This window comes from Neobacillus vireti (assembly GCF_001026695.1).
Lineage (GTDB): Bacteria > Bacillota > Bacilli > Bacillales > Cytobacillaceae > Neobacillus > Neobacillus vireti.
Map to the genome: position 1 here is coordinate 310,253 of NZ_LDNB01000012.1, position 22,567 is coordinate 332,819.

Sequence of the window (22,567 nt, forward strand, 5' to 3'; positions counted from 1 at the left end):
CGAAAATATGGGGGAAGAATGATGATTTCTGTTGTCAAAGCTGCGCTGCAAACCTTAAAGGTTTTTATTATATTCTCTGGATGCACGATTCTCTTTTATTATGGTATCATGTGGGTATCTGAAGAATACCAAAATTATCATCGCTATGATGAACCAGAAGGATCTGCAGTAAAGGTTTCTAATACAGTGAATGAAAATAGTTCCTCCTTGTTGGATCGGCTGATGTTGTTTTATTTAAATGGGGAGTAAATGTGATGAACAATCAATTAAAGAATTTTTTGCAATACCTACTAGCTGAAAGAGGTTTAGCTAACAATACAATTACGTCCTATGAGCGGGATTTAAAAAACTATCTTCATTATTTAAAAAATAGGGAGTCCATCCTGAATGTAAATGATGTGCAGCGTGTACATATTATTCATTTTTTAGGCTTTTTAAAAGAACAGGGAAAATCATCAAAAACAATTGCAAGGCATGTCGCCTCTGTTCGGGCGTTTCATCAATTTTTATTACGGGATAAAGCAGCAGAGCAAGACCCGTCCGTCCTTATCGAACCGCCAAGACTTGAAAGGTCGATTCCGAAAGTATTGAGTTTACAGGAAGTAGAAACGCTTTTGGATGCACCAAAGCAAAATGACCATTACGGCATGAGGGATAAGGCGATGCTTGAACTCCTTTATGCGACAGGAATGCGGGTTAGTGAATTAATTGGTCTTGATACTGAACATATCCACCTCACAATGGGTTTTGTCCGCTGTATCAGCACTGGAAATAAAGAGCGCGTCATTCCGTTGGGACAAACAGCATCCGATGCCATCAAACAATTTCTAGACAGCGGAAGACCGCATTTTGTTGCGAAAAAGCATCACGATAACGCATTGTTTTTAAACCACCAGGGAAGGCGGCTGACCCGTCAAGGATTTTGGAAAATCTTAAAAAAGGTAGCAAAAGAAGCCGGAATAGAAAAAGAGCTTACACCCCATACCCTTCGGCATTCCTTTGCTACACATTTATTGGAAAATGGCGCTGATCTAAGAGCGGTTCAAGAAATGTTAGGACACGCAGATATCTCAACAACGCAAATATATACCAATGTGACAAAAACTAGATTAAAGGATGTCTATAGTAAATTTCATCCGCGAGCTTAAGAGAATACTAGTTTTTGCGGGTATTCACAAAAATGTTAAAAAGCTGCCGAAAATTTTGGCGGCTTTTTTCTTGTAATTTCGCAGAGATTTAGTAAAATAGAGATGTCAGACTTCTGACAAATGAATTCGCTTTTTTTGGTTAATCTTATTTCAACAGGGTAACATATGATTGCGTATTGTTTTTTAATGTAAGAAGGTTTGTACTTTGAGAATTTACCTGCTCTGTAAATTGGCATGATGGTCTTGTTTGCAAACGTTTTCTATTAACAAAGGAGGAAGAATTGATGGCTGCAAGTACATATAAACGTATTTTTATAATCGTAATGGATTCAGTCGGTATTGGGGAGGCACCTGATGCCGAAAAGTTTGGCGACAAGGGTGCGGATACCTATGGACATATTGCTGAAAGAATGAACGGACTTAACATGCCAAATATGGGCAAGTTAGGCTTAAGCAATATCCGTGAAATCAAGGGTATTGAAAAAGCAGCAAAGCCATTAGCTTTTTATACAAAAATGATGGAGGCTTCTAACGGGAAAGATACGATGACTGGTCATTGGGAAATTATGGGGTTAAATATCCAAACACCGTTCCGTGTGTTTCCTGAAGGGTTTCCGGAAGAACTTCTTTCTGAATTAGAAAAGCGTACCGGTCGAAAAATTATTGGCAATAAACCTGCAAGTGGAACAGAAATCCTTGTTGAGCTTGGAGAAGAGCATATGAAAACGGGTGCGTTGATTGTCTATACATCTGCAGATTCCGTTCTTCAAATTGCTGCTCATGAAGAGATTGTCCCGCTGGAAGAACTTTATAATATTTGTAAAATTGCTCGTGAATTAACACTAGATGAAAAATATATGGTAGGCCGAATCATTGCCCGGCCATTCTTGGGAGAACCAGGGAACTTTAAACGGACGCCAAACCGTCACGATTATGCTTTAAAACCGTTTGACCGTACGGTAATGAGTGAATTAAAAGATTCAGGCTTCGATGTTATTGCTATTGGGAAAATTTCTGATATTTATGATGGCGAAGGTGTCACTAAGTCTTTACGGACGGTTTCTAATATGGATGGGATGGATAAGCTTGTTGAGACCTTTGATATGGATTTCACAGGTATCAGCTTTGTCAACCTTGTTGATTTTGATGCGTTATATGGACATCGCCGTGACCCGGAAGGATACGGAAAAGCGCTGGAAGAATATGATGCCCGTCTGCCTGAAGTGTTCGCCAAAATGAAAGAAGACGATCTGTTAATGATTACAGCAGATCACGGAAATGATCCAGTTGCGCCGGGCACGGACCATACACGTGAATATGTTCCATTGCTTGTTTATTCAAAGAGTATGGCGAAAGGGAAAGAGCTTCCTTTACGGGAAACCTTTGCCGACCTTGGGGCAACGGTCGCGGAAAACTTTAATGTGAAAATGCCGAACTACGGTAAAAGCTTTTTAAAAGAACTAAAGGGGGAGTAACATTGAACACAGAGAAAATCCAAAACGCTGCTGGTTTTTTAAAAGAAAAATACGCCAATACGCCAAAAATTGGCCTGATTTTAGGATCTGGTCTTGGCGTTTTAGCGGATGAAATTGAGAATCCTGTTAAAATACCATACAACGAAATACCAGATTTCCCAATATCAACAGTTGAAGGTCATGCCGGTCAGCTCGTATTTGGCGTACTAAATGGGGTAGAGGTTGTTGCCATGCAAGGTCGTTTCCATTTCTATGAAGGATATAGTATGGATAAAGTGACTTTCCCGGTTCGTGTCATGAAAGAGCTTGGCGTGGACATGCTGATTGTTACCAATGCGGCAGGCGGCGTAAATGAAAGTTTTGAACCTGGTGATCTAATGCTAATTACCGACCATATTAATAATATGGGAACGAATCCGTTAATTGGACCAAATGATTCTCGTCACGGTGTCCGCTTCCCTGATATGTCTGAGGCGTATACCAAAGATTTACGGGCAGCTGCGAGAGAGAGTGCAGCCCGCTTAAACATAAATGTCAAAGAAGGCGTCTATTTCGGAAATCCTGGACCTGTATACGAAACACCGGCAGAAATTCGGATGATTCGCGGAATGGGCGGTGATGCCGTTGGAATGTCCACTGTGCCGGAGGTTATCGTTGCCCGCCACAGCGGAATGAAAGTTCTAGGTATTTCTTGTATTTCCAATATGGCAGCCGGCATTCTAGATCAGCCGTTAACACATGATGAAGTAATTGAAACAACTGAAAAAGTAAAAGCAGATTTCCTTTCATACGTAAAAGAAATTGTAAAAGATATCGCAAAATAAATTGACTAATAATATAACGAAGTGGTGATAAAGATGAGAATGGTTGACTTAATTGAGAAAAAACGCGACGGGCACGAACTATCAACTGAAGAAATTAATTTTATTATTACTGGTTATACAGATGGATCAATCCCAGATTATCAAGTAAGTGCCCTAACAATGGCTATCTTTTTTAAAGGGATGACCGAAAAAGAAAGAGCCGATTTAACGATGGCTATGGTTGAGTCTGGAGATCAAATAGATTTATCGCAAATTGAAGGCATCAAAGTTGACAAGCATTCAACAGGCGGAGTCGGCGACACAACAACCCTTGTGCTTGGACCACTTGTTGCTGCATTGGATGTTCCGATTGCCAAGATGTCTGGCCGAGGATTAGGCCATACGGGTGGAACGATTGATAAATTAGAAGCAGTCAAAGGCTTCCACGTTGAAATTGAAAATGATGAATTTATTGACCTTGTAAATAAAAATAAAATTGCAGTCATTGGACAAAGCGGGAACTTAACCCCAGCCGATAAAAAGCTATATTCACTAAGGGATGTAACAGCAACTGTCGATAGTATTCCATTGATTGCCAGCTCAATCATGAGTAAAAAGATTGCCGCTGGCGCTGATGCGATTGTGCTTGATGTTAAAACAGGCGCGGGAGCATTCATGAAGACTCTCGATGATTCCAGAGAATTGGCCAAGGCAATGGTACGGATTGGGAACAACGTCGGCAGAAGAACCATGGCTGTTATTTCTGACATGAGCCAGCCGCTTGGCTATGCGATTGGAAATGCGCTTGAAGTGAAGGAAGCGATTGATACCTTAAAAGGGGAAGGACCAGAGGACTTAACTGAGCTTTGTTTAACGCTTGGAAGCCACATGGTTTACGTGGCTGAAAAGGCTGGCTCCCTTGCAGAAGCACGTACAATGCTTGAAAATGTGATAAAAGATGGTTCCGCGCTTGAAAAATTAAAGGTATTTTTGAGCTCGCAAGGCGGGGATGCCTCGATTGTTGATGATCCTGCAAAAATGCCGCAAGCAAAATTTGTTATTGAGCTTGAGGCAAAAGAAGACGGCTATGTATCTGAAATCATCGCAGACGAAGTTGGTACTGCCGCGATGCTCCTTGGAGCAGGAAGAGCAACGAAGGAATCAGTGATTGATTTAGCCGTCGGCCTTGTCTTAAGAAAGAAAATTGGCGACCAAGTCAAAAAAGGCGAATCATTAGTAACTATTTACAGCAATTTCGAAAATGTGGATGAAGTAAAACAAAAGCTATACGAAAATATCAAGATATCCACATCAAAAGTAGAAGCACCAATCCTAGTTCACGAAGAAATAACCGAATAAACAAATTGTTGTTTAAGGTGTCATTTAGGGTGTCAGGCACCATGTGAAAAATTCACATGGTGCCTGACACCCTTTTTTTCTTAAAAATAGAGGAAATAATTGTATAAGAATGTTTGTTTTGGAAAAAATGGAGGCTATAAAGAATGGAGGGTTATGCGAATGAAACGATTTGTCTCTTTATTAATGACATTGATAATATTTACAAGTTTAGCCGGGCCAACTGCTTTAGCTGCTGAAGAACAGAAAACTACTGATATAGTCAGCAATGTGAAATCTGCGATTTTAATCGAGCGTGATACCGGAAAAGTCCTCTACGAGAAAAATAGTCAGGAAGAACTGCCGCCGGCGAGTATGACGAAGATTATGACCATGCTTTTGATCATGGAAGCGATTGATAAAGGAAAGCTCACTTGGGATGAAAAAATCCGTACAAGTGAATATGCAGCCTCGATGGGAGGTTCACAAATTTTCCTTGAACCTGGTGAAGAAATGACGACAAAGGAAATGTTGCGAGGAATAGCTATCGGTTCAGGAAATGATGCGTCAGTTGCCATGGCCGAGAGACTCGCAGGGTCTGAAGAAGCTTTTGTTGACAAGATGAATGATAAAGCAAAAGAACTAGGTCTCAAGCATACGTTCTTTAAAAATACAACCGGACTTCCAGTAGGCGGACATTTTAGCTCTGCAGCTGATATGGCTGTGATGGCAAAAGAATTACTGAAATATGAGGAAATTACAAAATTTACAGGTATGTATGAGTCCTACCTCCGTGAAAATACGGATAAAAAGTTTTGGCTAGTGAATACCAATAAATTAGTCCGTTTTTACCCAGGGGTCGACGGGTTAAAAACCGGGTTTACCGCGGAAGCAAAATACTGCTTAACAGCAACGGCCCAAAAAGATGGCATGCGTGTAATTGCGGTTGTTTTTGGATCTCCTACTTCAAAGGAACGAAATGCCCAAGTAACGAAAATGCTTAATTATGCCTTTAGCCAATACCAGACACATCCAATGTTTAAGCGGAATCAAACCATTGGTCAAGCAAAAGTAAGTAAAGGGAAAGAAAAGTCAGTCGAAGCCGTAACAAGTGAACCACTTTCATTACTGACCAAAAAAGGTGAAAAGACAAAAGATGTTGAACAAAAAATTGAACTGCAAAAAAAATTAAAAGCCCCCATTTCAAAAGGGGACAAAGTAGGAACAATTAAGCTAATGAAGGACGGCAAGGTAATTCTCGAAAGTCCTTTAGTCGCGAAAAAGGAAGTAAAGGAAGCAGGCTGGTGGAACCTTTATAAACGGTCATTTGGCATGTTTACCAAGGCTGGGGGGAAATAACCATTTCTAATAGATATGAAGGTATAAATTTTTGACTTCGAGAATTGTCCAGCTCCAGCGCCTAGCCCCTCGAGGTCACAAGCCAATCCGTCCAAAAGGTTAAAAAGCAACCTTTCGGCCGGCTCGTCTTGTGCTTGTCGGGGCTGAACAAGGCGCTTGCGCTTTTCTTATTGTCGAAACTGAGAAAAAGTCCACTTCTTTTAGCGAATTACAACTAGTTTTGTATTTATAGAAGGAAATACTCGTAAGCGAAGCGAATTGACTCACTATACCAGATTAAGGAGGCCTATGGATAGTGAGTCTTAACATTGAATTGGAAACCAAAAATGACGTTTTACTTATTCGCTTAAGTGGTGAATTAGACCATCATACAGCGGATACCCTTCGTGAAAAAGCGACAGCGATTATTGAAAAAAATGATATCCGTCATATTGTCTTGAATCTGGAACAGCTTTCTTTCATGGATAGCTCAGGATTAGGAGTTATTTTAGGAAGATACAAACAAATCAAACAGGTGCACGGTGAAATGGTCGTCTGTGCAATTTCCCCTGCAATACAAAGATTATTCGATATGTCCGGTTTATTTAAGATTATCAAAATGGAACCGACTGAGGAATTTGCATTGCAAAGATTGGGGGTCGCCTGAATGAAGAATGAAATGAGTCTCGAATTCAGTGCTCTAAGTCAAAATGAATCATTTGCCCGTGTAACCGTTGCGGCATTTATTGCCCAGCTTGATCCTACTTTGGATGAGCTAACCGAAATAAAGACGGTGGTTTCCGAAGCAGTGACGAATGCGATCATTCATGGATATGAGAATGATCCAAGTGGAATTGTCTATATCCAAGTTTCAATTGAGGACAGTTTGATTAATATGACAATAAGAGACAGTGGAAAAGGTATTGCCGATGTGGAAGAAGCTCGTCAGCCATTATTTACAACGAAACCGGATTTAGAACGATCCGGTATGGGGTTTACCATCATGGAGAATTTCATGGATGAAGTAGAGGTTCTCACACAGCCAGGTCGAGGAACCGAGGTTAAATTACGGAAGCATTTAAATTCGAGCAAAATGCTTTGCAATTAAGGAGACTTGCCGATGGATGTGGAGGTCAAGAACGAAAAAAGTCAACCGTTTCTAAAGGATCATGAGGTTAAAGAACTTATTAAAAAGAGTCAAGACGGGGACCAAGAGGCAAGAGATTTAATTGTTGAAAAAAATATGCGTCTTGTCTGGTCCGTTGTCCAGCGCTTTCTTAACAGGGGATATGATCCCGATGATTTATTCCAAATTGGCTGTATTGGGTTGTTAAAATCAGTCGATAAATTTGATCTTTCCTACGATGTAAAGTTTTCTACTTATGCGGTACCGATGATTATTGGGGAAATCCAGCGTTTTATCCGTGATGATGGAACCGTAAAGGTCAGCCGCTCACTGAAAGAGATGGGTAACAAAATCAGGAAAGCGAAGGATGAGTTATCAAAGACATTCGGCAGAACTCCAACTGTTAACGAAATCTCAGAGTATTTGGAGCTCTCGCCGGAGGATGTGATCCTTGCACAGGAAGCAAGCAGAACACCTTCATCCATTCATGAAACGGTTTATGAAAATGATGGTGATCCAATTACGTTATTAGACCAAATTGATGATGGCAATGAGGGAAAATGGTTTGATAAAATTGCATTAAAAGAAGCGATTCGGGAATTGGATGAACGAGAAAGACTAATCGTTTATTTAAGATATTATAAGGACCAGACCCAGTCTGAGGTTGCTCTAAGGCTCGGGATTTCTCAGGTTCAAGTATCAAGGCTCGAAAAAAAAATTTTACAACAAATGAAGGACCGTATGGATCTCTAATCCATACGGTTTTTTCAATTGTTTTACATGAAAACTAGGCTTATTATCCATACTACTTATACGAGGAAATAATTGTGTGGGAAGTGAATGTTTTGGAAAAAACAATTTACATTCGCATGCGGAATCGTGTTCAATCTAAGCCGGATGAAAAAGTATTGCTAAAGGATGTTGCCCAAATTATTGCCCCGGAAGCTGTGCTCCCAAATTTAAAATTAATGATGGTCCATCAGTTAACCGAAACGGATCGAAATATTGTCATTATTGATGTCATGAAGGTTATTAATTTGATTACAGCTAGGTTTGAAGAACTGGAAATTCAAACGATTGGACCTGCACAAACCATCATCGAAGTAACCTATAAGAAAAAAGGAGTTTCCATTCCTTTTTTTCTGTTAATATGGTTTCTGTTATTTTTTGGTTCAGCGATGGCGATTATGAATTTTCATGATGATGTCAGTATGAGAAGTGTACAGGAAAAAATATATACCATTATCACGGGGAAGAAAGAGGCAAAACCATTTCTTTTTCAAATCCCTTATTCTCTTGGTTTAGGTCTTGGAATGATTCTGTTTTTTAATCATGTATTCAAAAAAAGGTTAAACGAGGAACCGAGTCCACTAGAAGTAGAAATGTTTAATTATCAGCTGGATTTAGATAATTACGTCATTATCCATGAAAATAAAGAAAGTATGAAAAAGACGAATGACAACGATTAAAATTCTAGCCGTTAGCTTTTTTGGATTTGCTAGTGGATTGGCCGTAGGCTCCGGGTTTGTTGCTTTTCTTACCGTCCTTGGAATTATTCCTAGGCTGACGCAGCTGACTAAAACAATGAAAATGATTCAACAGTATGAATGGGCAGTGGTCTTCGGTGCACTTATAGGGGTATTCGCCAGTCTAAGAGACCCAGTTTTATATATCTCACCCATTGTACTAATCCCTTTAGGAATCACTGGAGGGGTTTTTGTTGGGATGCTGGCAGCCGCTCTTACAGAGGTATTAAATGTTCTGCCCATCCTTGCCAAAAGGATTCGGCTGGAAGGTAAAATAGTTATCCTCATTATGGCAATTGTTTTAGGGAAAATATTTGGCTCGATTTTTCAATGGCTCTATTTTGTTCATCATTAAGACTTTGAAATGGACTAGCGCAAGCGCCCAGCGACTTGTAGACATCACTGATTGGGCGGTAACGCTTTTATAAGAAAGGACATCAAAGGATGAGTATTCGGAGGCGTGTCATTTTAGTTACTGACGGTGATGAATATGCTAAAAAGGCGATTGAGCATGTGGCGCATGAAATTGGCGGACGCTGTATTTCAAGGTCTCAAGGAAATCCGTCCAAATTAACGGGTCCGGAACTTGTCCATTTAATAAAAAAGGCTCCACACGATCCCGTATTGGTGATGTTTGACGATAGCGGGATTGTTGGAGAGGGTGCTGGTGAAAACGCATTGAAATATGTAGCTTTTCATGATGAAATCGAGGTCTTAGGCGTCATAGCAGTTGCCGCAAAATCAAGGCATGAGGAATGGACAAGGATTGACGTTAGTATCGACCGGGACGGGGTGTTAACCCCAAATGGTGTAGATAAATTTGGTATACAGGAACTTGAACCAGGGAGAATAAATGGAGATACCGTTTACTGTCTTGATGAATTGGATGTTCCGCTCATCGTTGGAATTGGTGATATCGGAAAAATGGCAAGGCGTGACTCTTACAAAGTCGGTTCACCAATCACGAAAAAAGCGGTCCAGCTAATACTTGAAAGGAGTGGTTTTTTTGACACAAATACAGGACCAAAAATGGCCAATCCCCGAATCAGTCAATGAAATTGAGCACTATATGAAACAGCGTGCAGGGCTTGGCGTCAGTTTTGATATTGGGGTCAGGAAATTAAAGATTCTAAAAAAGGATGTCCACATTTATTATGTAAATGGTTTATGTGATACCCTTTATATTATTCAACTGATTGAAGAATTAGTAGATATCAATGATCATGAAAAACTGTCAACAGATTTATTTAAGGTGATTGAAAATCGGCTTGTGAATCAATCCGTTGAACAAACGAAAATGCTTGATACAGTTGTTGATCAGGTCCTGTCTGGATTAATCGCCGTCGTAATGGAAGGGGAAAGTACTGCTTTTATCATCGATGTAAGAAGCTATCCAGGACGATCTCCTCAAGAGCCAGATACAGAGAAGGTTGTCAGAGGGGCCCGTGATGGCTTTGTCGAAAATATTGTCTTGAATACGGGCTTAACAAGAAGGAGAATTCGTGATGGCCGGCTCCGCTTTGAAATGTTAAAGGTGGGGAAACGTTCGAAAACGGATGTTGCACTCGGTTATTTAGTAGATGTTGCTGATGCAGATTTACTCAATATTCTTCGAAAAGAATTAAAGGCCATCGATGTTGATGGAATCCCGATGGGCGATAAAACGCTCGAAGAGTTTATTGTAAAGCAGGGATGGAATCCATTTCCGATTGTAAGATATACGGAACGGGCGGATGTAGCAGCTGCACATTTATTAGAAGGTCATGTGATTATCTATTGTGACACTTCTCCAAGTGTGATCATCACGCCGACAACCTTCTTCCATCATGTCCAACATGCGGAAGAATTTCGGGAATCACCGGCGGCAGGTACTTTTGTACGCTGGACTCGTTTTTTAGGTGTGTTTACGTCGATATTTCTGCTTCCGTTATGGATGTTATTTGTGTTAGAACCTAGTATGTTACCAGAAAAACTCTCCTTTATTGGGCCGAATGAGCAAACAAATATACCAGTTGTCATTCAACTAATATTAGCTGATTTTGGGATAGAATTCTTACGGATGGCTGCCATTCATACGCCAACTCCATTATCAACAGCAATGGGTTTAATTGCTGCGGTATTGATTGGACAAATTGCGATTGATGTTGGTTTATTCGTTCCTGAGGTTATTCTCTATGTTGCGGTAGCCGGTATCGGTACATTTACCACACCAAGCTATGAGTTAGGTGTGGCCAATAAGATCTCGAGAATGCTGCTTTTGATTGTGACAGCAGCATTTCATCTGCCAGGCTTTGTCATTGGCGGCACATTGCTATTTCTATTTATTGTTCATATGCGGGCCCTTAATACACCTTATTTTTGGCCATTTCTTCCATTTGAGCCAAAGGGATTCTTACAAATCGTCTTCCGCAGAGCAATCCCCGGGTCTTACTTAAGACCGAGTATTGTTCATCCAAGGAACCGCTTCCGACAGCCGCCTAAAGGATAAAAGCATAAGAAATAATTGCGGTTTTTCCACTGTTATGCTAAAGTATTTTAATTAAATAAAGGATTTTAAATAGGCAGTTTCTTTTGCGGATTCTGTCTATTATTTATTTATTATCTTTTAAGACTGTGAGTCGTTGCGGAGAGAGGGAAGGAAATGTATTATAACGGAACAACAGGTGTGAATAAAGCTGGAAATTTGGAAATCGGCGGAGTCGATACAATAGAATTAACTCGGGATTTTGGAACTCCACTATATGTTTATGATGTAGCATTAATGAGGGAACGTGCTCGAGGGTTTAAGCAAGCCTTTGAAGAGCAAAACATAAATTCTCAAGTAGCTTATGCAAGCAAGGCCTTTTCGACTGTGGCAATGGTGCAGCTGGCAGAAGAGGAAGGCTTATCACTTGATGTTGTTTCAGGAGGAGAATTATACACAGCTTTAGCTGCCGGATTTCCGCCTGAAAGAATTCATTTTCATGGAAACAATAAAGGTAAAGAAGAATTGGAAATGGCATTGGATAACAGAATCGGCTGTATTGTTGTCGATAATTTTTTCGAAATGGAACTCTTAAAATCTATTTGCCAAGAGAAAAACGCTAAAGTAAACATACTATTACGGATAACTCCGGGAATAGAGGCCCATACTCATGATTACATTTTAACCGGGCAGGAAGATTCTAAATTTGGTTTTGACCTTCAAAATGGTCAAGCAGGAACGGCATTAATCACAGCCCTTCAATGTGACTATTTTGATGTCCTTGGATTGCACTGTCACATTGGCTCACAAATTTTTGAAACAACAGGTTTTTTATTGGCGGCAAAGAAAATTGTAGAACAAATGGCAATCTGGAAAAAGGAACATGGCTTCGAAGCGAAAGTCTTAAATTTGGGCGGCGGCTTTGGTATCCGATATACAAAAGAGGATGCACCAATCCCTCCTTCACAATATGTAAGCGAAATTATTAAAGAAGTTAAAAATTTGACTGAACGTTTCTTTTTGAAAATGCCGGAAATATGGATTGAACCAGGCCGCTCGCTTGTCGGAGATGCGGGTATTACGCTATACAAGATAGGTTCTTCAAAAGATGTCCCTGGTGTTAGGAAATATTTAGCTGTTGATGGCGGAATGAGTGATAATATTAGACCGGCCCTTTACCAAGCAAAATATGAAGCAGTTCTAGCAAAACAACCTTTAGCACAGCCGAAAGAGACAGTTTCGATTGCTGGAAAATGCTGCGAATCAGGCGATATGCTGATTTGGGATTTACCATTGCCAGAAACAGGGGAAGAGGAAATACTTGCAGTGTTTTGTACTGGTGCCTACGGCTATTCGATGTCAAACAACTATAACCGTATACCGCGTCCTGCTGTTGTTTTTGTAGAGAACGGGAAAGCCACTCTTGTAGTAAAAAGAGAGACCTATGAGGACATTGTAAGACTTGATTTACCATTCAAATAAGAAATGCTGCCGAGAAAATCGGCAGCTTTTTTCAACAATTTAAGAGAAGAGAGATTTAATCGCATCAATCAGCCAAATAAAGAATTGCTTGATTTTTTCAAAAAAACCTTGTCCCTCTTCAGATTGTAGAAATTTTGAAATACGGTCTTTTGCTTTGTTCAGCTGATCGCTTACTTGTTTCCAGTCGATATTCAAATCCTTAAGCTTATTAAAAAAGTCAATCAGTCTCTGCATTTCTTTATCACTCAGTTTAACGTTTAAATCCTTAGCGGCTTGATCAATGATATTTCGTAATTCCTCATCATTTTTCGGCTTATTCTTGGCGATTTCTTCTTTTACTTTGGCAATTAATGCCGCAGCATTCTTATCACCGATAGAATCGCCCAATTTGGCGGTTTCAACCATCTCCTGGTTTGCCGCCTGTTTAACTTCCTCAGGGATGGTTTTGTCTGCTGAAATTTCGTAGGCTTTAATAAGTCCAGTTAATGCAGCGGTTCCAGAAACAGTTACTGGTGCAGTAATATAAATGTCCGCATCCTTGACTCCCGCGGTAATCAGGGCATTCACATACATTTCATCAGTAACCCAATTGATATTCTTTGTTTTAACGGTAATCCCGGAACCCTTTGGTGCCATGGTAATCGCTGAGGATGAGATGGCCCTAGTGCCAATTAAAGATTTGGCTACATATTTCCCTAAATACTGATGTTCTTCCTGATTGGAGACCGTAACAATTTGAACATCCTCCGGTGCTCCCATTTCTGATAATAACTTGGTTTTTTGCTCTGCTGTTAAATTTTCACCTAGAGTTACAATCATGTCGCCTTCAGCCATGTCGGCCCAGCCCCGGATAGGAACTGCGAGCATAAAAGTGGTAATTAGCATAATAAGTACTTTTTTCATTGTTTTCCTCCTTGGATCATCTCATGCTAGTCAAAAGAGTGTTCATTTATTAATATAACCGAAACCAATAATATAAACGTATATTTTAACCTCGAAGTTTCATAGTTTTAGTAACTTTCCTGATTGAAATGCAGATTTTGTAAGAGAAAATAGCTTATTTCTGATATATGGTGTAGAATGAAGGACAGAAGAACTCTTGTTGGAGGAAAGTTTTGAATGAAAAGAAACAACTGGATCTTATTTAGCATACTAATCGGGCTATCCGTTATTTGGGGAATTATCTACTGGATTTTTATTGGACCTAACCATAGCTAGATTATTAATTGATGATTTACCAATTATTATGTATGATTGTGATTAGAGAAACATTATAAATTCCACTTCATATAATGAATAAGGTTTATTAATGATTTATTTAGAAAAAATATACTATTGCTAAACCAGGGATTTCATCGGTTTATTTGATATAATGAGGGATCTAAATGTTAATTCGTTATAAGAAAACATTCGAAAAAATTGCAATGGGTTTATTGTCCTTTATGCCGAATGAAAAGGACTTAAAGAAGCTCCAGCAAACTATGAGGGAATATGAATCTGAAGAGGATTGGCAGCTTTTTCTTTGGAAAGAAGAAGATATTATTGGTCTTCTTGGTGTCTTATATCATAAGGATACAAATTCCCTTGAAATTCAGCATATTTCCGTTAATCCTTCCCATCGTTTTCAAGGGGTTGGGAAACGGATGGTCAAAGCCTTGAAAGAAATGTATGCCGATAAAGAAATTATCGCAAATGAAAATACAGCTGGATTTATCGAAAAGTGTGATTTTTGCTAGAAATACATTAAAGGCAGCGAGCAAAATTTATTCGCTGCCTTTTCGCATCTTTAATGATTGATCACGTTCGCGGATAACGTCTGTTCTGTCCCTTAGTTTATGGCGATGAATGAGGCTCAAATTCGTAATGTCACTTTCTTGCCCCCAAACCAATCCAGCTCTGGCGCAGGATTTTTTACATACACCTAATAAGACAGGGTCACAGATTGGTAATTCAAAGCTGGTATAAGCAGTTTCTGTTTCAATTAACGCTAACCGTTCTTTTAATAAAGAGTTAAGACGAGGTATATCTAAACCAAGATTGGCTGGAGTTTCAAAAATCTTTAACGCTTTTTCTACCGTTCGTTTCGCCCCTTTAAAATTACCTCTACGGTGATGATAGGTAGAAACGGCTAATAAAATTAGACCGACCCAGCTGGAATCTTTGTTGCCGGAATCTGTCTTTTTCCATAATTCTTCAAGGACTTCATGACACTCAAAATAATCTCTGTCACCATGAAAATGGGTTAAAAATTGGATATATTCTTGCGGATACATATAATCCCCCTAATAAAGCGGTTTATATCCAGTTTATCACACCCGAGTGAGTTCCTAGGTAAGAAGGCAACCACAAATTGAAAATAAAAATAAACCCGTCAGGATGACGGGTCCCTACAAGTTCTACTCTTCGTTTCGCCCATAAAGCTTGGCTTTCGCAGGTACTCTTCTTTTTTGATCTTAATAGACCCAAGCAGCCCCAACGATAATTAACAAAATGAATAGAACAACGATTAATGCAAATCCGGCTCCGAAACCGCCATCCATATTTATTACCTCCTAAAGGTTTTTGTTCTTTTCTTTGTCATCATATGTAAGAGAATTGTCCATTGTATGGGCAAACATCACGTTTTCTTAATAAAGCCCTTGTAGGGTTATTTTTCTATTGGATAACCCAATTGAATCCTCTATACTATTTATAGTCGCAGTAAATATGTAATGAATTAAATTTTTTAGAATTTTGGTGAGAGATTATGCCGTATCAGGTGAAAATTGATGCGTTTGAGGGGCCGCTAGATCTGCTGCTCCATTTAATTAACCGGCTCGAAATTGATATATATGATATCCCAGTTGCTCAAATTACCGAACAATATTTAATCTATATTAAAACAATGACGGAGCTTAAACTAGATGTTGCAAGTGAATTTTTGGTAATGGCTGCTACATTGCTTGCGATTAAGAGTAAAATGCTTTTACCAAAGAATGAAGAGGTTTTCGCTGAAGAGGATCTGGAAATGTCCTATGAGGATGATCCAAGGGACGAGCTTGTTGAGCGTTTAATAGAGTACCGGAAGTATAAAGAGGCGGCACATGATTTAAAATCAATGGAAGAAGAACGCGGCTTAATGTATACAAAACCGCCAAGTGACTTATCTGATTTTGCAAAGGACCTTCAGCCTGGAAAATCAGAGTTAAATGTTTCTCTTTATGATATGCTGGCTGCTTTTCAAAAATTATTACGACGGAAGAAATTAAAGCGCCCCATGGCGACTAAAATTGCCCGCCATGAAATATCAATTGAAACAAGAATGACGGAAATAATGGATGACTTAAAACAGCTTAAAGGCCGGAAGAATTTTAATGATTTATTTTCCTTTCCCGCCAAAGGGCATAAAGTTGTTACTTTTTTGGCCGTTTTGGAGCTAATCAAAAGGAAAGAAATTGATGTCTTTCAGCAAGAAAACTTTGGAGATATTTATGTAGAAGCGGTTTAAAGGAAAGGACAGATTTAGTTGGATATTATTAATTGGTCGAGCATTCTCGAAAGCCTTTTATTTGCAGCTGGTGATGAGGGGCTTTCGCTAAAGCAAATAGCAGAGGTATTAGATGTAGATGAGCTAAAAGCAAGTGAAATCATTGAGGATTTAAAACAAGAATATGATCGTGATGACAAAAGAGGAATTATGGTTATTCAGCTGGCAGGTACTTATCAGCTTGCAACCAAGAAAGAAAATGCGGATTATTTAAAGAAGCTGTTAGATTCCCCGCATACATCGACTTTGTCGCAAGCTGCTTTAGAGACGCTGGCAATCATTGCCTATAAACAGCCGATTACTAGGGCGGAAATTGAAGAAATTCGTGGTGTGAAAACAGAGCGGCCATTACATACACTGCTTTCAAAAGTGTTAATAACAGATGTTGGCCGGGCGGAAGGCACCGGCAGAGCTTATCTATATGGGACAACGAAAGAGTTTCTCGATTATTTTGGTCTAAAAAGCTTGAAAGAACTTCCAGAGCTTCCCGAAAAAGTGGAAGATGAATTTATTCAAGAGGAAGCCGATTTATTCTTTTCTAAGTTTCAAGAAACGATTAACTCTTAATCTTCATTCAGCAATCAAAATTTATGCTAAAATAAGTATATAGTTTTAAACTGGTTTTTACTGTCAGTAATGGAGATTTCGATAAGGAGCGGGATTAAGTTGCTAATTAAAGAGTGTAAAGGGTTTGAATTAGAAAAGGAACAATCAAATACTTCGGAGGACTTTTTTAACCGCAGTGTGGTAGTGTTCAATGAAGACGGCGAGGAAAAAACGCTACACGTTCTTTATGTTCGCTATTTTGATGAAATCTACCAGGAGTTTACTCCGTATCAAGAAAACCCAATCATGGTTCAAGACGGAAATGAGGTTCAGTTCAAGGATATCGTAGCACTTGTCTGCCTGTTGAAAAATCCTGGTTTGCGCGCGCGGAAACGCCTCTATATCAATTCCAAGCATGAATTTGCTTCATATTTTCAAGATATTAATTTTGATAAACTGCCTGAAATATTTCTAGCTTTAACACAAAATAAAGGTTACCAGCTCCGTTCGCCGCTTGAATTCATCATGCAGCCTAAATAATGAGGGATAGCAGATCAGCCCGAAACAGGCAGGAATTCCATATAAGTTTTATCGAATAAATGAATCTTCCGAAAAGGCTGTCCTTTTTTAACAGGCAGCCTTTTATCCGTTCTAAAAAAGCGCAGCTTTCATACCATTTAGGTAGACTACTTAAATTCAACCGGTAATACTGTGAAGGTATGGAGGGGTAAGATGGATCGCTTTAGTCGTTATGTCAATGAACTGTTTGAGTGGAATGAGCAAATGAAACAGTTTTTAAATTCTGAGAAGGTTAGTCAGGAATCTGAGCTATGGGAGAAGCTTGATGATTTTGCCGAATTGATTGAAAGCACAAATCGTGAGTTATCAAATGAGGAGCTCCTATTCCTTCAAACAAAAGCTGAGCATATCCATGAACATTTAGAAGATTATTTTAAAAGAAAACAAGAAAAAGGGATAGGAGCCATTTGGGTAATTGAAAAACATATTCCACCGGGAGGCCATACCCTCCCAGAGCTTCCTTATCAATATAACGGATTAGAGCCTTATATTTCAGAAGAAATAATGAAACTGCATCATGAAAAGCACCACCAGGCGTATGTTACTGGATTAAATAAAGCTGAGCTTAAACTAAAGGAAGCAAGGGAGACGAATGATTTTTCATTAGTAAAGCATTGGTCTAGAGAGCTTGCCTTTCACGGGTCAGGACATTATCTTCATGCGATATTTTGGAAAAACATGAGTCCAAATGGCGGTGGAATGCCAAGTGGCCTGCTAAAAGAAGAAATAGATCGATATTTTGGCAGCTTTTCCGCTTTTAGAAAACATTTTTCAGAAGCAGCTAAACAAGTGGAAGGCGTTGGCTGGGCCCTTTTAGTGTGGTCACCAAGAGCAAGGCATTTAGAGGTATTACAATCGGAACGGCATATGCTTCTGACCCAGTGGGACACAATCCCACTTCTGGCCCTCGATGTTTGGGAGCATGCCTATTATCTTCAATACAAAAACAACCGGGCAGAATACGTGGACAAATGGTGGAATATCGTTAATTGGCATGATGTTGAAATGAGATTTGAAAAAGCAGCCGATATTAAATGGCCGGCACTTTAAAAATGGATAGCTCCTAATAGAAGCATTCGACAGCCGTCGGATGCTTTCGTTATTAGTACAATTGGATTTATCACATTGAACTTTGAGAATTCTCCAGCTTCAGTGCCCAGCGGCTATTGGACTTCGCTCTTTTCCCTACGATAAGTCAACATCGGATCGCTCCGCTCTCCGTGTTTCCTTTATCTCAGTCGAAGCGCTCCAGTCCATACGCCGCTAAACGGGCGCTTCCGCTTTTATTTTAGGCATATTAGATCTTGTCCCGCATAAAATTGTACAAGGATAAATCAGTAAAGAAGGGGACGAGGTAAATCTGATGAGAATGATTTCAAAGTTAGTAATTGTTTTCCTCATGGTCTCATTATTCATTGTAAACATTCCTCAAAAGGTGGATGCTTCCCTTGGAGTAAGTGCTGCTAGTGCTGTCCTTATCGAACAGCAATCTGGCCGTGTCCTGTTTGAGAAAGATGCCCACACAAAAAGGAGAATTGCCAGTATAACAAAAATTATGACCGCCATTCTCGCAATTGAATCAGGGAAAATGAATCAAAAGGTTAAGGTAAGTGAAAAAGCAACCCGTGCAGAAGGGTCATCTGTTTATTTAAAACCAGGTGAAAAAATCAAGCTGAACGATCTCGTATATGGATTGATGCTAAGGTCTGGAAATGATACGGCTGTAGCGATTGCCGAATATGTGGGCGGGAGTGTCGATGGCTTTGCCTTTTTAATGAATCAAAAGGCGAAGGAAATTGGAATGTATAATACACATTTTGCTAATCCTCATGGACTTGATGATCATGAAGATCATTATTCAACTGCCTATGATATGGCCATCCTAATGCGCTATGCCATGAAAGATAAGACTTTTCAAAAGATATCCGGCACTAAGGAATATCATGCTCCAAATCCAACTGAAAATTGGGACCGTGAATGGAAAAATAAAAATCGCCTGCTGACAAAATATAAGTATTGTACAGGAGGGAAAACAGGCTTTACAAAACGGGCGAAAAGGACGCTGGTCACAACCGCCACTAAAGGGGACATGAGTTTGATTGCTGTAACCTTAAATGGGCCTGATGACTGGAATGATCATATTTCCATGTATGAAAATGGGTTTAAAGGATTCGACATGATTGAAGTAGTATCAAAGGGGAAAGTTGATATAGGCAAAAACAATGATTATGAAAATCATTTGTACGTAAAAGAACCTATTTTGTACCCTGCAACTAGCGATGAAACAGACTTGTTTTCTGTAAAGTTTAAGTTATCCAAGCCTGATAAAAAGTGGTTATCTTCGAAGAAAAACGAAACAATTGTTGGCAAGGCAGCCGTTTATTTAGATGGCAGGGTGGTCGAGGAAACCCCGATTTACTATGAAAACGAGCCTGAAAAGAAGAAAGGATTTTTTCACTTTTTTAAAGAAATTTTCCTTGCAGTCATCGGTGTGAACGCTAATGGTTAATTATATCTGGGTGTTTTTGGCGATAGTAGGGATTATCTTTGGGCTGTTCAATGGAACAATGGAGGAAGTGAACAAAGCAATATTCGATGGAGCGAAGGAAGCAGTCACGCTTTGTATCGGTTTAATTAGTGTCCTTGTCTTCTGGCTTGGAATGATGCGGATTGCTGAGGAGTCCGGCCTGCTTGAACGACTGTCTAAATTATTTCGCCCGTTTGTAAAAATCATCTTTCCTGAAGTTCCAACGAACCACCCGGCGATGGGCTATATTTTATCGAATATGATTTCTAATATGTTTGGCTTGGGAAATGCGGCTACACCTCTTGGTATTAAAGCGATGGAAGAACTAAAGAAATTAAATGGCGGGAAGAATTCTGCGAGCAGGTCGATGGTCACCTTTTTGGCGATAAATACTGCGAGCATAACAATTATTCCAACTACTGTCATTGCGATTCGGATGAACTATAAATCAGCCTCGCCTACTGAAATTGTCGTACCAACTATCATTGCCACGATCATATCGGCAATAGGGGCTATTCTGATTGACCGTTATTTTTATTATCGCAGAAGCCGTAAAGGATGATAAAGTATGCAGCTAATCTCGGTAATTTCGTTAACGTTTATCCCTTTTTTAATCGGGTTTATTCTATTATATGGAACATTTAAACAAGTGCCAACCTATGAAAGCTTTGTTGAAGGTGGAAAAGAGGGGATAAAAATAGCGGTATCGATCATCCCGTTTCTCGTCGGGATGATGGTAGCAATCTCCATTTTTCGCGCCTCTGGTGCATTGGACGCCTTAATGAATTGGATTCACCCCTTAATGAATACACTTGCAGTGCCGGCAGAAATTGTACCATTATTAATCATTAGACCGATTTCCGGAACAGCCGCACTTGGAATGACAAGCGATTTAATAGCCGTCCATCATCCGGACTCGTTTATTGGCCGTCTGGCATCAGTATTACAAGGAAGTACGGATACGACCTTTTATGTATTAACCGTCTACTTTGGAGCAGTCGGAATTAAAAAAATGGGCGACGCCCTTAAAGTCGGGCTGCTTGCTGATTTAGTCGGAATAGTTGCTGCCATTGTCGTGGTGGTCCTAATATTTGGAACAAAATAAAGATAAAACATGAAAGTAAGTTCTCTAAATTGGGGAGCTTACTTTTTTTCTTTATGAATAAAAATGCCGTTACTTTGAAAAGTGGAGAAATTGTGTCATAATTCATTAGGATAGTAAGGTGAAAAGGCTATGAGGGTAAATAGAAGATATCCCATTAATAATGTAGTGTGAAAAAGAGCCAAACTTGCATATTCGGAAAAATTTTGAGGTGAACTAAATGGAAAGATTGCAAAAAGTGATTGCTCAAGCTGGGATTGCATCCAGAAGAAAAGCTGAGGAACTGATAAAAGATGGAAGAGTAAAGGTTAATGGCAAGGTCGTTACGGAACTGGGTGTGAAGGTTACTTCTTCCGATAAGATTGAAGTAAATGAAATTCAAATTGAGAAAGAAGAGCCTGTCTATTTTCTTTTATATAAACCAAGAGGGGTCATTTCAAGTGTCAGTGACGATAAAGGGCGAAAGGTCGTTACAGATTTCTTTTCAAACTATCAAGAAAGAATTTTCCCTGTTGGGCGCCTGGATTATGATACATCGGGATTATTGCTGTTAACGAATGATGGGGAATTTGCCAATTTACTGACACATCCTAGCAATGAAGTTGAAAAACTGTATGTTGCAAAAGTCAAGGGAATTCCTTTAAGGGAGAACTTAAGAAAACTAGAAAAAGGAATTCGGTTAGAGGACGGGAAAACGGCACCGGCCAAAGTGAAAATGCTTTCTGGAGATAAGAAGAAACAAACAGCAATAGTTGAGATTAGTATTCATGAGGGCAGGAATCGGCAGGTTAGAAGGATGTTTGAAGCGATCGGCCATGAGGTGGTGAAATTAAAGCGTGAACGATATGGATTCCTAACATTGGGCGGTTTAAAAGCTGGCGAAGCTAGGGAACTGACTCCGCATGAAGTAAAGCAGCTTAGGGCGTTAGCAAGTGATAAATCTAAAAAAAATTCATAGAATCGTCACATTTAGTTTCTTCCATTAACACTATATCGATATTGTAAAATGATATAATTTAGACAAACTGTGACAGGAGATTCACTGGGGGGATATTTCTTGAAAAAACGGCGATTGGTAATGAGGACAATCATTTTACTGGTATTAGGTGCTGCCGTTGCCTATTCACTTTATGCGAATTTTACAAAAGATAATAAACAAAAAGTGGCTGTTGGTGAAATGGCGCCTGATTTTGCCTTGGTTGATATGCAGGGAAACAAGCATCGTCTTTCGGATTATCGGGGACAGGGAGTATTCCTGAATTTTTGGGGAACATGGTGTCCTCCTTGTAAAAAGGAAATGCCCTATATCAATAATCAATACCATCAATATAAAGACAAAGGAGTTCAGGTATTAACGGTTGATATCGATGAATCCGCACTCGCTGTAAATCAATTTGCAGATCGCCTCAAGCTTGATTTCCCAATTATGATTGACACTAATAAGGATGTCATGAATGTGTATGGTATTGACCCGCTGCCAGCAACATTTTTAATTGATAAAGATGGCAAAGTCGTAAAATATCATAAAGGCGAGCTGACTGAAAATAAGATTAGGGGATTTATGGAGAAAATTAAACCTTAAGGTTGCAG

Annotated in this window: 27 protein-coding genes; 24 read left to right on the forward strand and 3 right to left on the reverse strand. The window is 39.5% G+C overall.

Annotated elements, in window-relative coordinates:
- Window positions 1-21 precede the first annotated feature (21 nt).
- The 14 genes from AA980_RS14515 (at window position 22) to lysA (ending at window position 12,697) form a co-directional block, all read left to right on the forward strand.
- Window positions 22-249, forward strand: coding sequence for a YqzK family protein (locus tag AA980_RS14515; protein ID WP_024027302.1), 228 nt, complete (start codon window positions 22-24; stop codon window positions 247-249).
- A gap of 5 nt (window positions 250-254) precedes the next feature.
- A complete protein-coding gene (gene xerD / locus AA980_RS14520) occupies window positions 255-1,148 on the forward strand; it encodes a site-specific tyrosine recombinase XerD (protein WP_024027303.1) in 894 nt (297 codons plus the stop codon).
- A 284-nt stretch (window positions 1,149-1,432) separates the two neighbouring features.
- Window positions 1,433-2,623, forward strand: a complete 1,191-nt coding sequence (gene deoB, locus AA980_RS14525; protein WP_024027304.1) for a phosphopentomutase — start codon at window positions 1,433-1,435, stop codon at window positions 2,621-2,623.
- Between the two features lie 2 nt (window positions 2,624-2,625).
- Window positions 2,626-3,447, forward strand: coding sequence for a purine-nucleoside phosphorylase (locus AA980_RS14530; RefSeq protein WP_024027305.1), 822 nt, complete (start codon window positions 2,626-2,628; stop codon window positions 3,445-3,447).
- Window positions 3,448-3,480: 33 nt separating this feature from the next.
- On the forward strand, window positions 3,481-4,785 hold the full coding sequence (locus AA980_RS14535) for a pyrimidine-nucleoside phosphorylase (RefSeq protein WP_024027306.1): 1,305 nt from the start codon (window positions 3,481-3,483) through the stop codon (window positions 4,783-4,785).
- Window positions 4,786-4,944: 159 nt separating this feature from the next.
- A complete protein-coding gene (locus tag AA980_RS14540) occupies window positions 4,945-6,120 on the forward strand; it encodes a D-alanyl-D-alanine carboxypeptidase family protein (RefSeq protein ID WP_024027307.1) in 1,176 nt (391 codons plus the stop codon).
- A 295-nt stretch (window positions 6,121-6,415) separates the two neighbouring features.
- Window positions 6,416-6,766: an anti-sigma F factor antagonist gene (spoIIAA, locus tag AA980_RS14545; RefSeq protein ID WP_024026752.1), complete on the forward strand. Its 351-nt coding sequence runs from the start codon at window positions 6,416-6,418 to the stop codon at window positions 6,764-6,766.
- Window positions 6,767-7,207: an anti-sigma F factor gene (gene spoIIAB / locus AA980_RS14550; RefSeq protein ID WP_024026753.1), complete on the forward strand. Its 441-nt coding sequence runs from the start codon at window positions 6,767-6,769 to the stop codon at window positions 7,205-7,207.
- A gap of 12 nt (window positions 7,208-7,219) precedes the next feature.
- On the forward strand, window positions 7,220-7,978 hold the full coding sequence (sigF, locus tag AA980_RS14555; RefSeq protein WP_024026754.1) for an RNA polymerase sporulation sigma factor SigF: 759 nt from the start codon (window positions 7,220-7,222) through the stop codon (window positions 7,976-7,978).
- A 92-nt stretch (window positions 7,979-8,070) separates the two neighbouring features.
- A complete protein-coding gene (locus AA980_RS14560) occupies window positions 8,071-8,694 on the forward strand; it encodes a stage V sporulation protein AA (RefSeq protein ID WP_024026755.1) in 624 nt (207 codons plus the stop codon).
- Complete coding sequence (locus AA980_RS14565; protein ID WP_024026756.1) at window positions 8,681-9,106, forward strand: stage V sporulation protein AB; 426 nt, start codon at window positions 8,681-8,683, stop codon at window positions 9,104-9,106. The genes AA980_RS14560 and AA980_RS14565 overlap by 14 nt, the downstream gene beginning before the upstream one ends.
- 89 nt (window positions 9,107-9,195) lie before the next feature.
- Window positions 9,196-9,807 (forward strand): stage V sporulation protein AE, encoded by a 612-nt coding sequence (locus tag AA980_RS14570; protein ID WP_024026757.1) that lies wholly within the window; start codon window positions 9,196-9,198, stop codon window positions 9,805-9,807.
- Window positions 9,758-11,239 carry a spore germination protein gene (locus tag AA980_RS14575; protein ID WP_024026758.1) on the forward strand — a complete coding sequence of 494 codons (1,482 nt, stop codon included), beginning with the start codon at window positions 9,758-9,760 and terminating at the stop codon, window positions 11,237-11,239. Before AA980_RS14570 ends, AA980_RS14575 begins: the two co-directional genes overlap by 50 nt.
- Before the next feature lie 153 nt (window positions 11,240-11,392).
- Window positions 11,393-12,697: a diaminopimelate decarboxylase gene (gene lysA / locus AA980_RS14580; protein WP_024026759.1), complete on the forward strand. Its 1,305-nt coding sequence runs from the start codon at window positions 11,393-11,395 to the stop codon at window positions 12,695-12,697.
- Between the two features lie 39 nt (window positions 12,698-12,736).
- Here the strand turns inward: lysA and AA980_RS14585 are convergent, their stop codons facing one another.
- Window positions 12,737-13,600 carry a DUF1002 domain-containing protein gene (locus tag AA980_RS14585; RefSeq protein ID WP_024026760.1) on the reverse strand — a complete coding sequence of 288 codons (864 nt, stop codon included), beginning with the start codon at window positions 13,598-13,600 and terminating at the stop codon, window positions 12,737-12,739.
- 482 nt (window positions 13,601-14,082) lie between these two features.
- On the opposite strand from AA980_RS14585, the gene AA980_RS14590 reads away from it, so the two are divergent.
- A complete protein-coding gene (locus AA980_RS14590; RefSeq protein WP_024026761.1) occupies window positions 14,083-14,433 on the forward strand; it encodes a GNAT family N-acetyltransferase in 351 nt (116 codons plus the stop codon).
- 27 nt (window positions 14,434-14,460) lie between these two features.
- On the opposite strand, the gene AA980_RS14595 is transcribed toward AA980_RS14590, so the two are convergent.
- Together AA980_RS14595 and AA980_RS14600 are read right to left on the reverse strand one after the other, a co-directional pair.
- Complete coding sequence (locus tag AA980_RS14595; protein ID WP_024026762.1) at window positions 14,461-14,970, reverse strand: DUF309 domain-containing protein; 510 nt, start codon at window positions 14,968-14,970, stop codon at window positions 14,461-14,463.
- A gap of 180 nt (window positions 14,971-15,150) precedes the next feature.
- Complete coding sequence (locus tag AA980_RS14600; protein WP_034723143.1) at window positions 15,151-15,237, reverse strand: YjcZ family sporulation protein; 87 nt, start codon at window positions 15,235-15,237, stop codon at window positions 15,151-15,153.
- A 206-nt stretch (window positions 15,238-15,443) separates the two neighbouring features.
- Here AA980_RS14600 and AA980_RS14605 point away from each other — a divergent pair, with 206 nt between their 5' ends.
- The 9 genes from AA980_RS14605 to resA all read left to right on the forward strand — a co-directional run bounded on the left by AA980_RS14605 (window position 15,444) and on the right by resA (window position 22,559).
- Window positions 15,444-16,184, forward strand: a complete 741-nt coding sequence (locus AA980_RS14605; RefSeq protein WP_024026763.1) for a segregation/condensation protein A — start codon at window positions 15,444-15,446, stop codon at window positions 16,182-16,184.
- Window positions 16,185-16,202: 18 nt separating this feature from the next.
- Window positions 16,203-16,790, forward strand: a complete 588-nt coding sequence (gene scpB / locus AA980_RS14610) for an SMC-Scp complex subunit ScpB (RefSeq protein WP_024026764.1) — start codon at window positions 16,203-16,205, stop codon at window positions 16,788-16,790.
- 99 nt (window positions 16,791-16,889) lie between these two features.
- On the forward strand, window positions 16,890-17,309 hold the full coding sequence (locus tag AA980_RS14615; RefSeq protein WP_024026765.1) for a hypothetical protein: 420 nt from the start codon (window positions 16,890-16,892) through the stop codon (window positions 17,307-17,309).
- A 192-nt stretch (window positions 17,310-17,501) separates the two neighbouring features.
- A complete protein-coding gene (locus AA980_RS14620; protein WP_024026766.1) occupies window positions 17,502-18,398 on the forward strand; it encodes a superoxide dismutase in 897 nt (298 codons plus the stop codon).
- Between the two features lie 313 nt (window positions 18,399-18,711).
- Window positions 18,712-19,857: a D-alanyl-D-alanine carboxypeptidase family protein gene (locus tag AA980_RS14625; protein ID WP_024026767.1), complete on the forward strand. Its 1,146-nt coding sequence runs from the start codon at window positions 18,712-18,714 to the stop codon at window positions 19,855-19,857.
- The gene (locus tag AA980_RS14630) at window positions 19,850-20,437 is read left to right on the forward strand and encodes a nucleoside recognition domain-containing protein (RefSeq protein ID WP_024026768.1); all 588 of its coding nucleotides are present in this window, start codon (window positions 19,850-19,852) and stop codon (window positions 20,435-20,437) included. Before AA980_RS14625 ends, AA980_RS14630 begins: the two co-directional genes overlap by 8 nt.
- A gap of 6 nt (window positions 20,438-20,443) precedes the next feature.
- Entirely contained in the window at window positions 20,444-20,980 is a 537-nt protein-coding gene (locus tag AA980_RS14635) for a spore maturation protein (protein WP_024026769.1), read from the forward strand.
- A gap of 217 nt (window positions 20,981-21,197) precedes the next feature.
- The gene (gene rluB, locus AA980_RS14640; RefSeq protein ID WP_024026770.1) at window positions 21,198-21,935 is read left to right on the forward strand and encodes a 23S rRNA pseudouridine(2605) synthase RluB; all 738 of its coding nucleotides are present in this window, start codon (window positions 21,198-21,200) and stop codon (window positions 21,933-21,935) included.
- Window positions 21,936-22,034: 99 nt separating this feature from the next.
- On the forward strand, window positions 22,035-22,559 hold the full coding sequence (gene resA / locus AA980_RS14645) for a thiol-disulfide oxidoreductase ResA (RefSeq protein WP_024026771.1): 525 nt from the start codon (window positions 22,035-22,037) through the stop codon (window positions 22,557-22,559).
- The last annotated feature ends 8 nt before the right edge of the window (window positions 22,560-22,567 follow it).

Excerpts from the sequence above, each read along its gene's own strand:
- AA980_RS14595 (WP_024026762.1), bottom strand. The coding sequence starts at position 14,970 with ATGTATCCGCAAGAATATATCCAATTTTTAACCCATTTTCATGGTGAC.
- AA980_RS14535 (WP_024027306.1), top strand. The coding sequence starts at position 3,481 with ATGAGAATGGTTGACTTAATTGAGAAAAAACGCGACGGGCACGAACTA.
- xerD (WP_024027303.1), top strand. The coding sequence starts at position 255 with ATGAACAATCAATTAAAGAATTTTTTGCAATACCTACTAGCTGAAAGA.
- AA980_RS14620 (WP_024026766.1), top strand. The coding sequence starts at position 17,502 with ATGGATCGCTTTAGTCGTTATGTCAATGAACTGTTTGAGTGGAATGAG.
- AA980_RS14630 (WP_024026768.1), top strand. The coding sequence starts at position 19,850 with ATGGTTAATTATATCTGGGTGTTTTTGGCGATAGTAGGGATTATCTTT.
- AA980_RS14625 (WP_024026767.1), top strand. The coding sequence starts at position 18,712 with ATGAGAATGATTTCAAAGTTAGTAATTGTTTTCCTCATGGTCTCATTA.
- lysA (WP_024026759.1), top strand. The coding sequence starts at position 11,393 with ATGTATTATAACGGAACAACAGGTGTGAATAAAGCTGGAAATTTGGAA.
- spoIIAB (WP_024026753.1), top strand. The coding sequence starts at position 6,767 with ATGAAGAATGAAATGAGTCTCGAATTCAGTGCTCTAAGTCAAAATGAA.
- AA980_RS14635 (WP_024026769.1), top strand. The coding sequence starts at position 20,444 with ATGCAGCTAATCTCGGTAATTTCGTTAACGTTTATCCCTTTTTTAATC.
- sigF (WP_024026754.1), top strand. The coding sequence starts at position 7,220 with ATGGATGTGGAGGTCAAGAACGAAAAAAGTCAACCGTTTCTAAAGGAT.
- AA980_RS14585 (WP_024026760.1), bottom strand. The coding sequence starts at position 13,600 with ATGAAAAAAGTACTTATTATGCTAATTACCACTTTTATGCTCGCAGTT.
- deoB (WP_024027304.1), top strand. The coding sequence starts at position 1,433 with ATGGCTGCAAGTACATATAAACGTATTTTTATAATCGTAATGGATTCA.
- AA980_RS14590 (WP_024026761.1), top strand. The coding sequence starts at position 14,083 with ATGTTAATTCGTTATAAGAAAACATTCGAAAAAATTGCAATGGGTTTA.
- AA980_RS14605 (WP_024026763.1), top strand. The coding sequence starts at position 15,444 with ATGCCGTATCAGGTGAAAATTGATGCGTTTGAGGGGCCGCTAGATCTG.
- rluB (WP_024026770.1), top strand. The coding sequence starts at position 21,198 with ATGGAAAGATTGCAAAAAGTGATTGCTCAAGCTGGGATTGCATCCAGA.
- AA980_RS14570 (WP_024026757.1), top strand. The coding sequence starts at position 9,196 with ATGAGTATTCGGAGGCGTGTCATTTTAGTTACTGACGGTGATGAATAT.
- AA980_RS14515 (WP_024027302.1), top strand. The coding sequence starts at position 22 with ATGATTTCTGTTGTCAAAGCTGCGCTGCAAACCTTAAAGGTTTTTATT.
- AA980_RS14565 (WP_024026756.1), top strand. The coding sequence starts at position 8,681 with ATGACAACGATTAAAATTCTAGCCGTTAGCTTTTTTGGATTTGCTAGT.
- AA980_RS14600 (WP_034723143.1), bottom strand. The coding sequence starts at position 15,237 with ATGGATGGCGGTTTCGGAGCCGGATTTGCATTAATCGTTGTTCTATTC.
- AA980_RS14540 (WP_024027307.1), top strand. The coding sequence starts at position 4,945 with ATGAAACGATTTGTCTCTTTATTAATGACATTGATAATATTTACAAGT.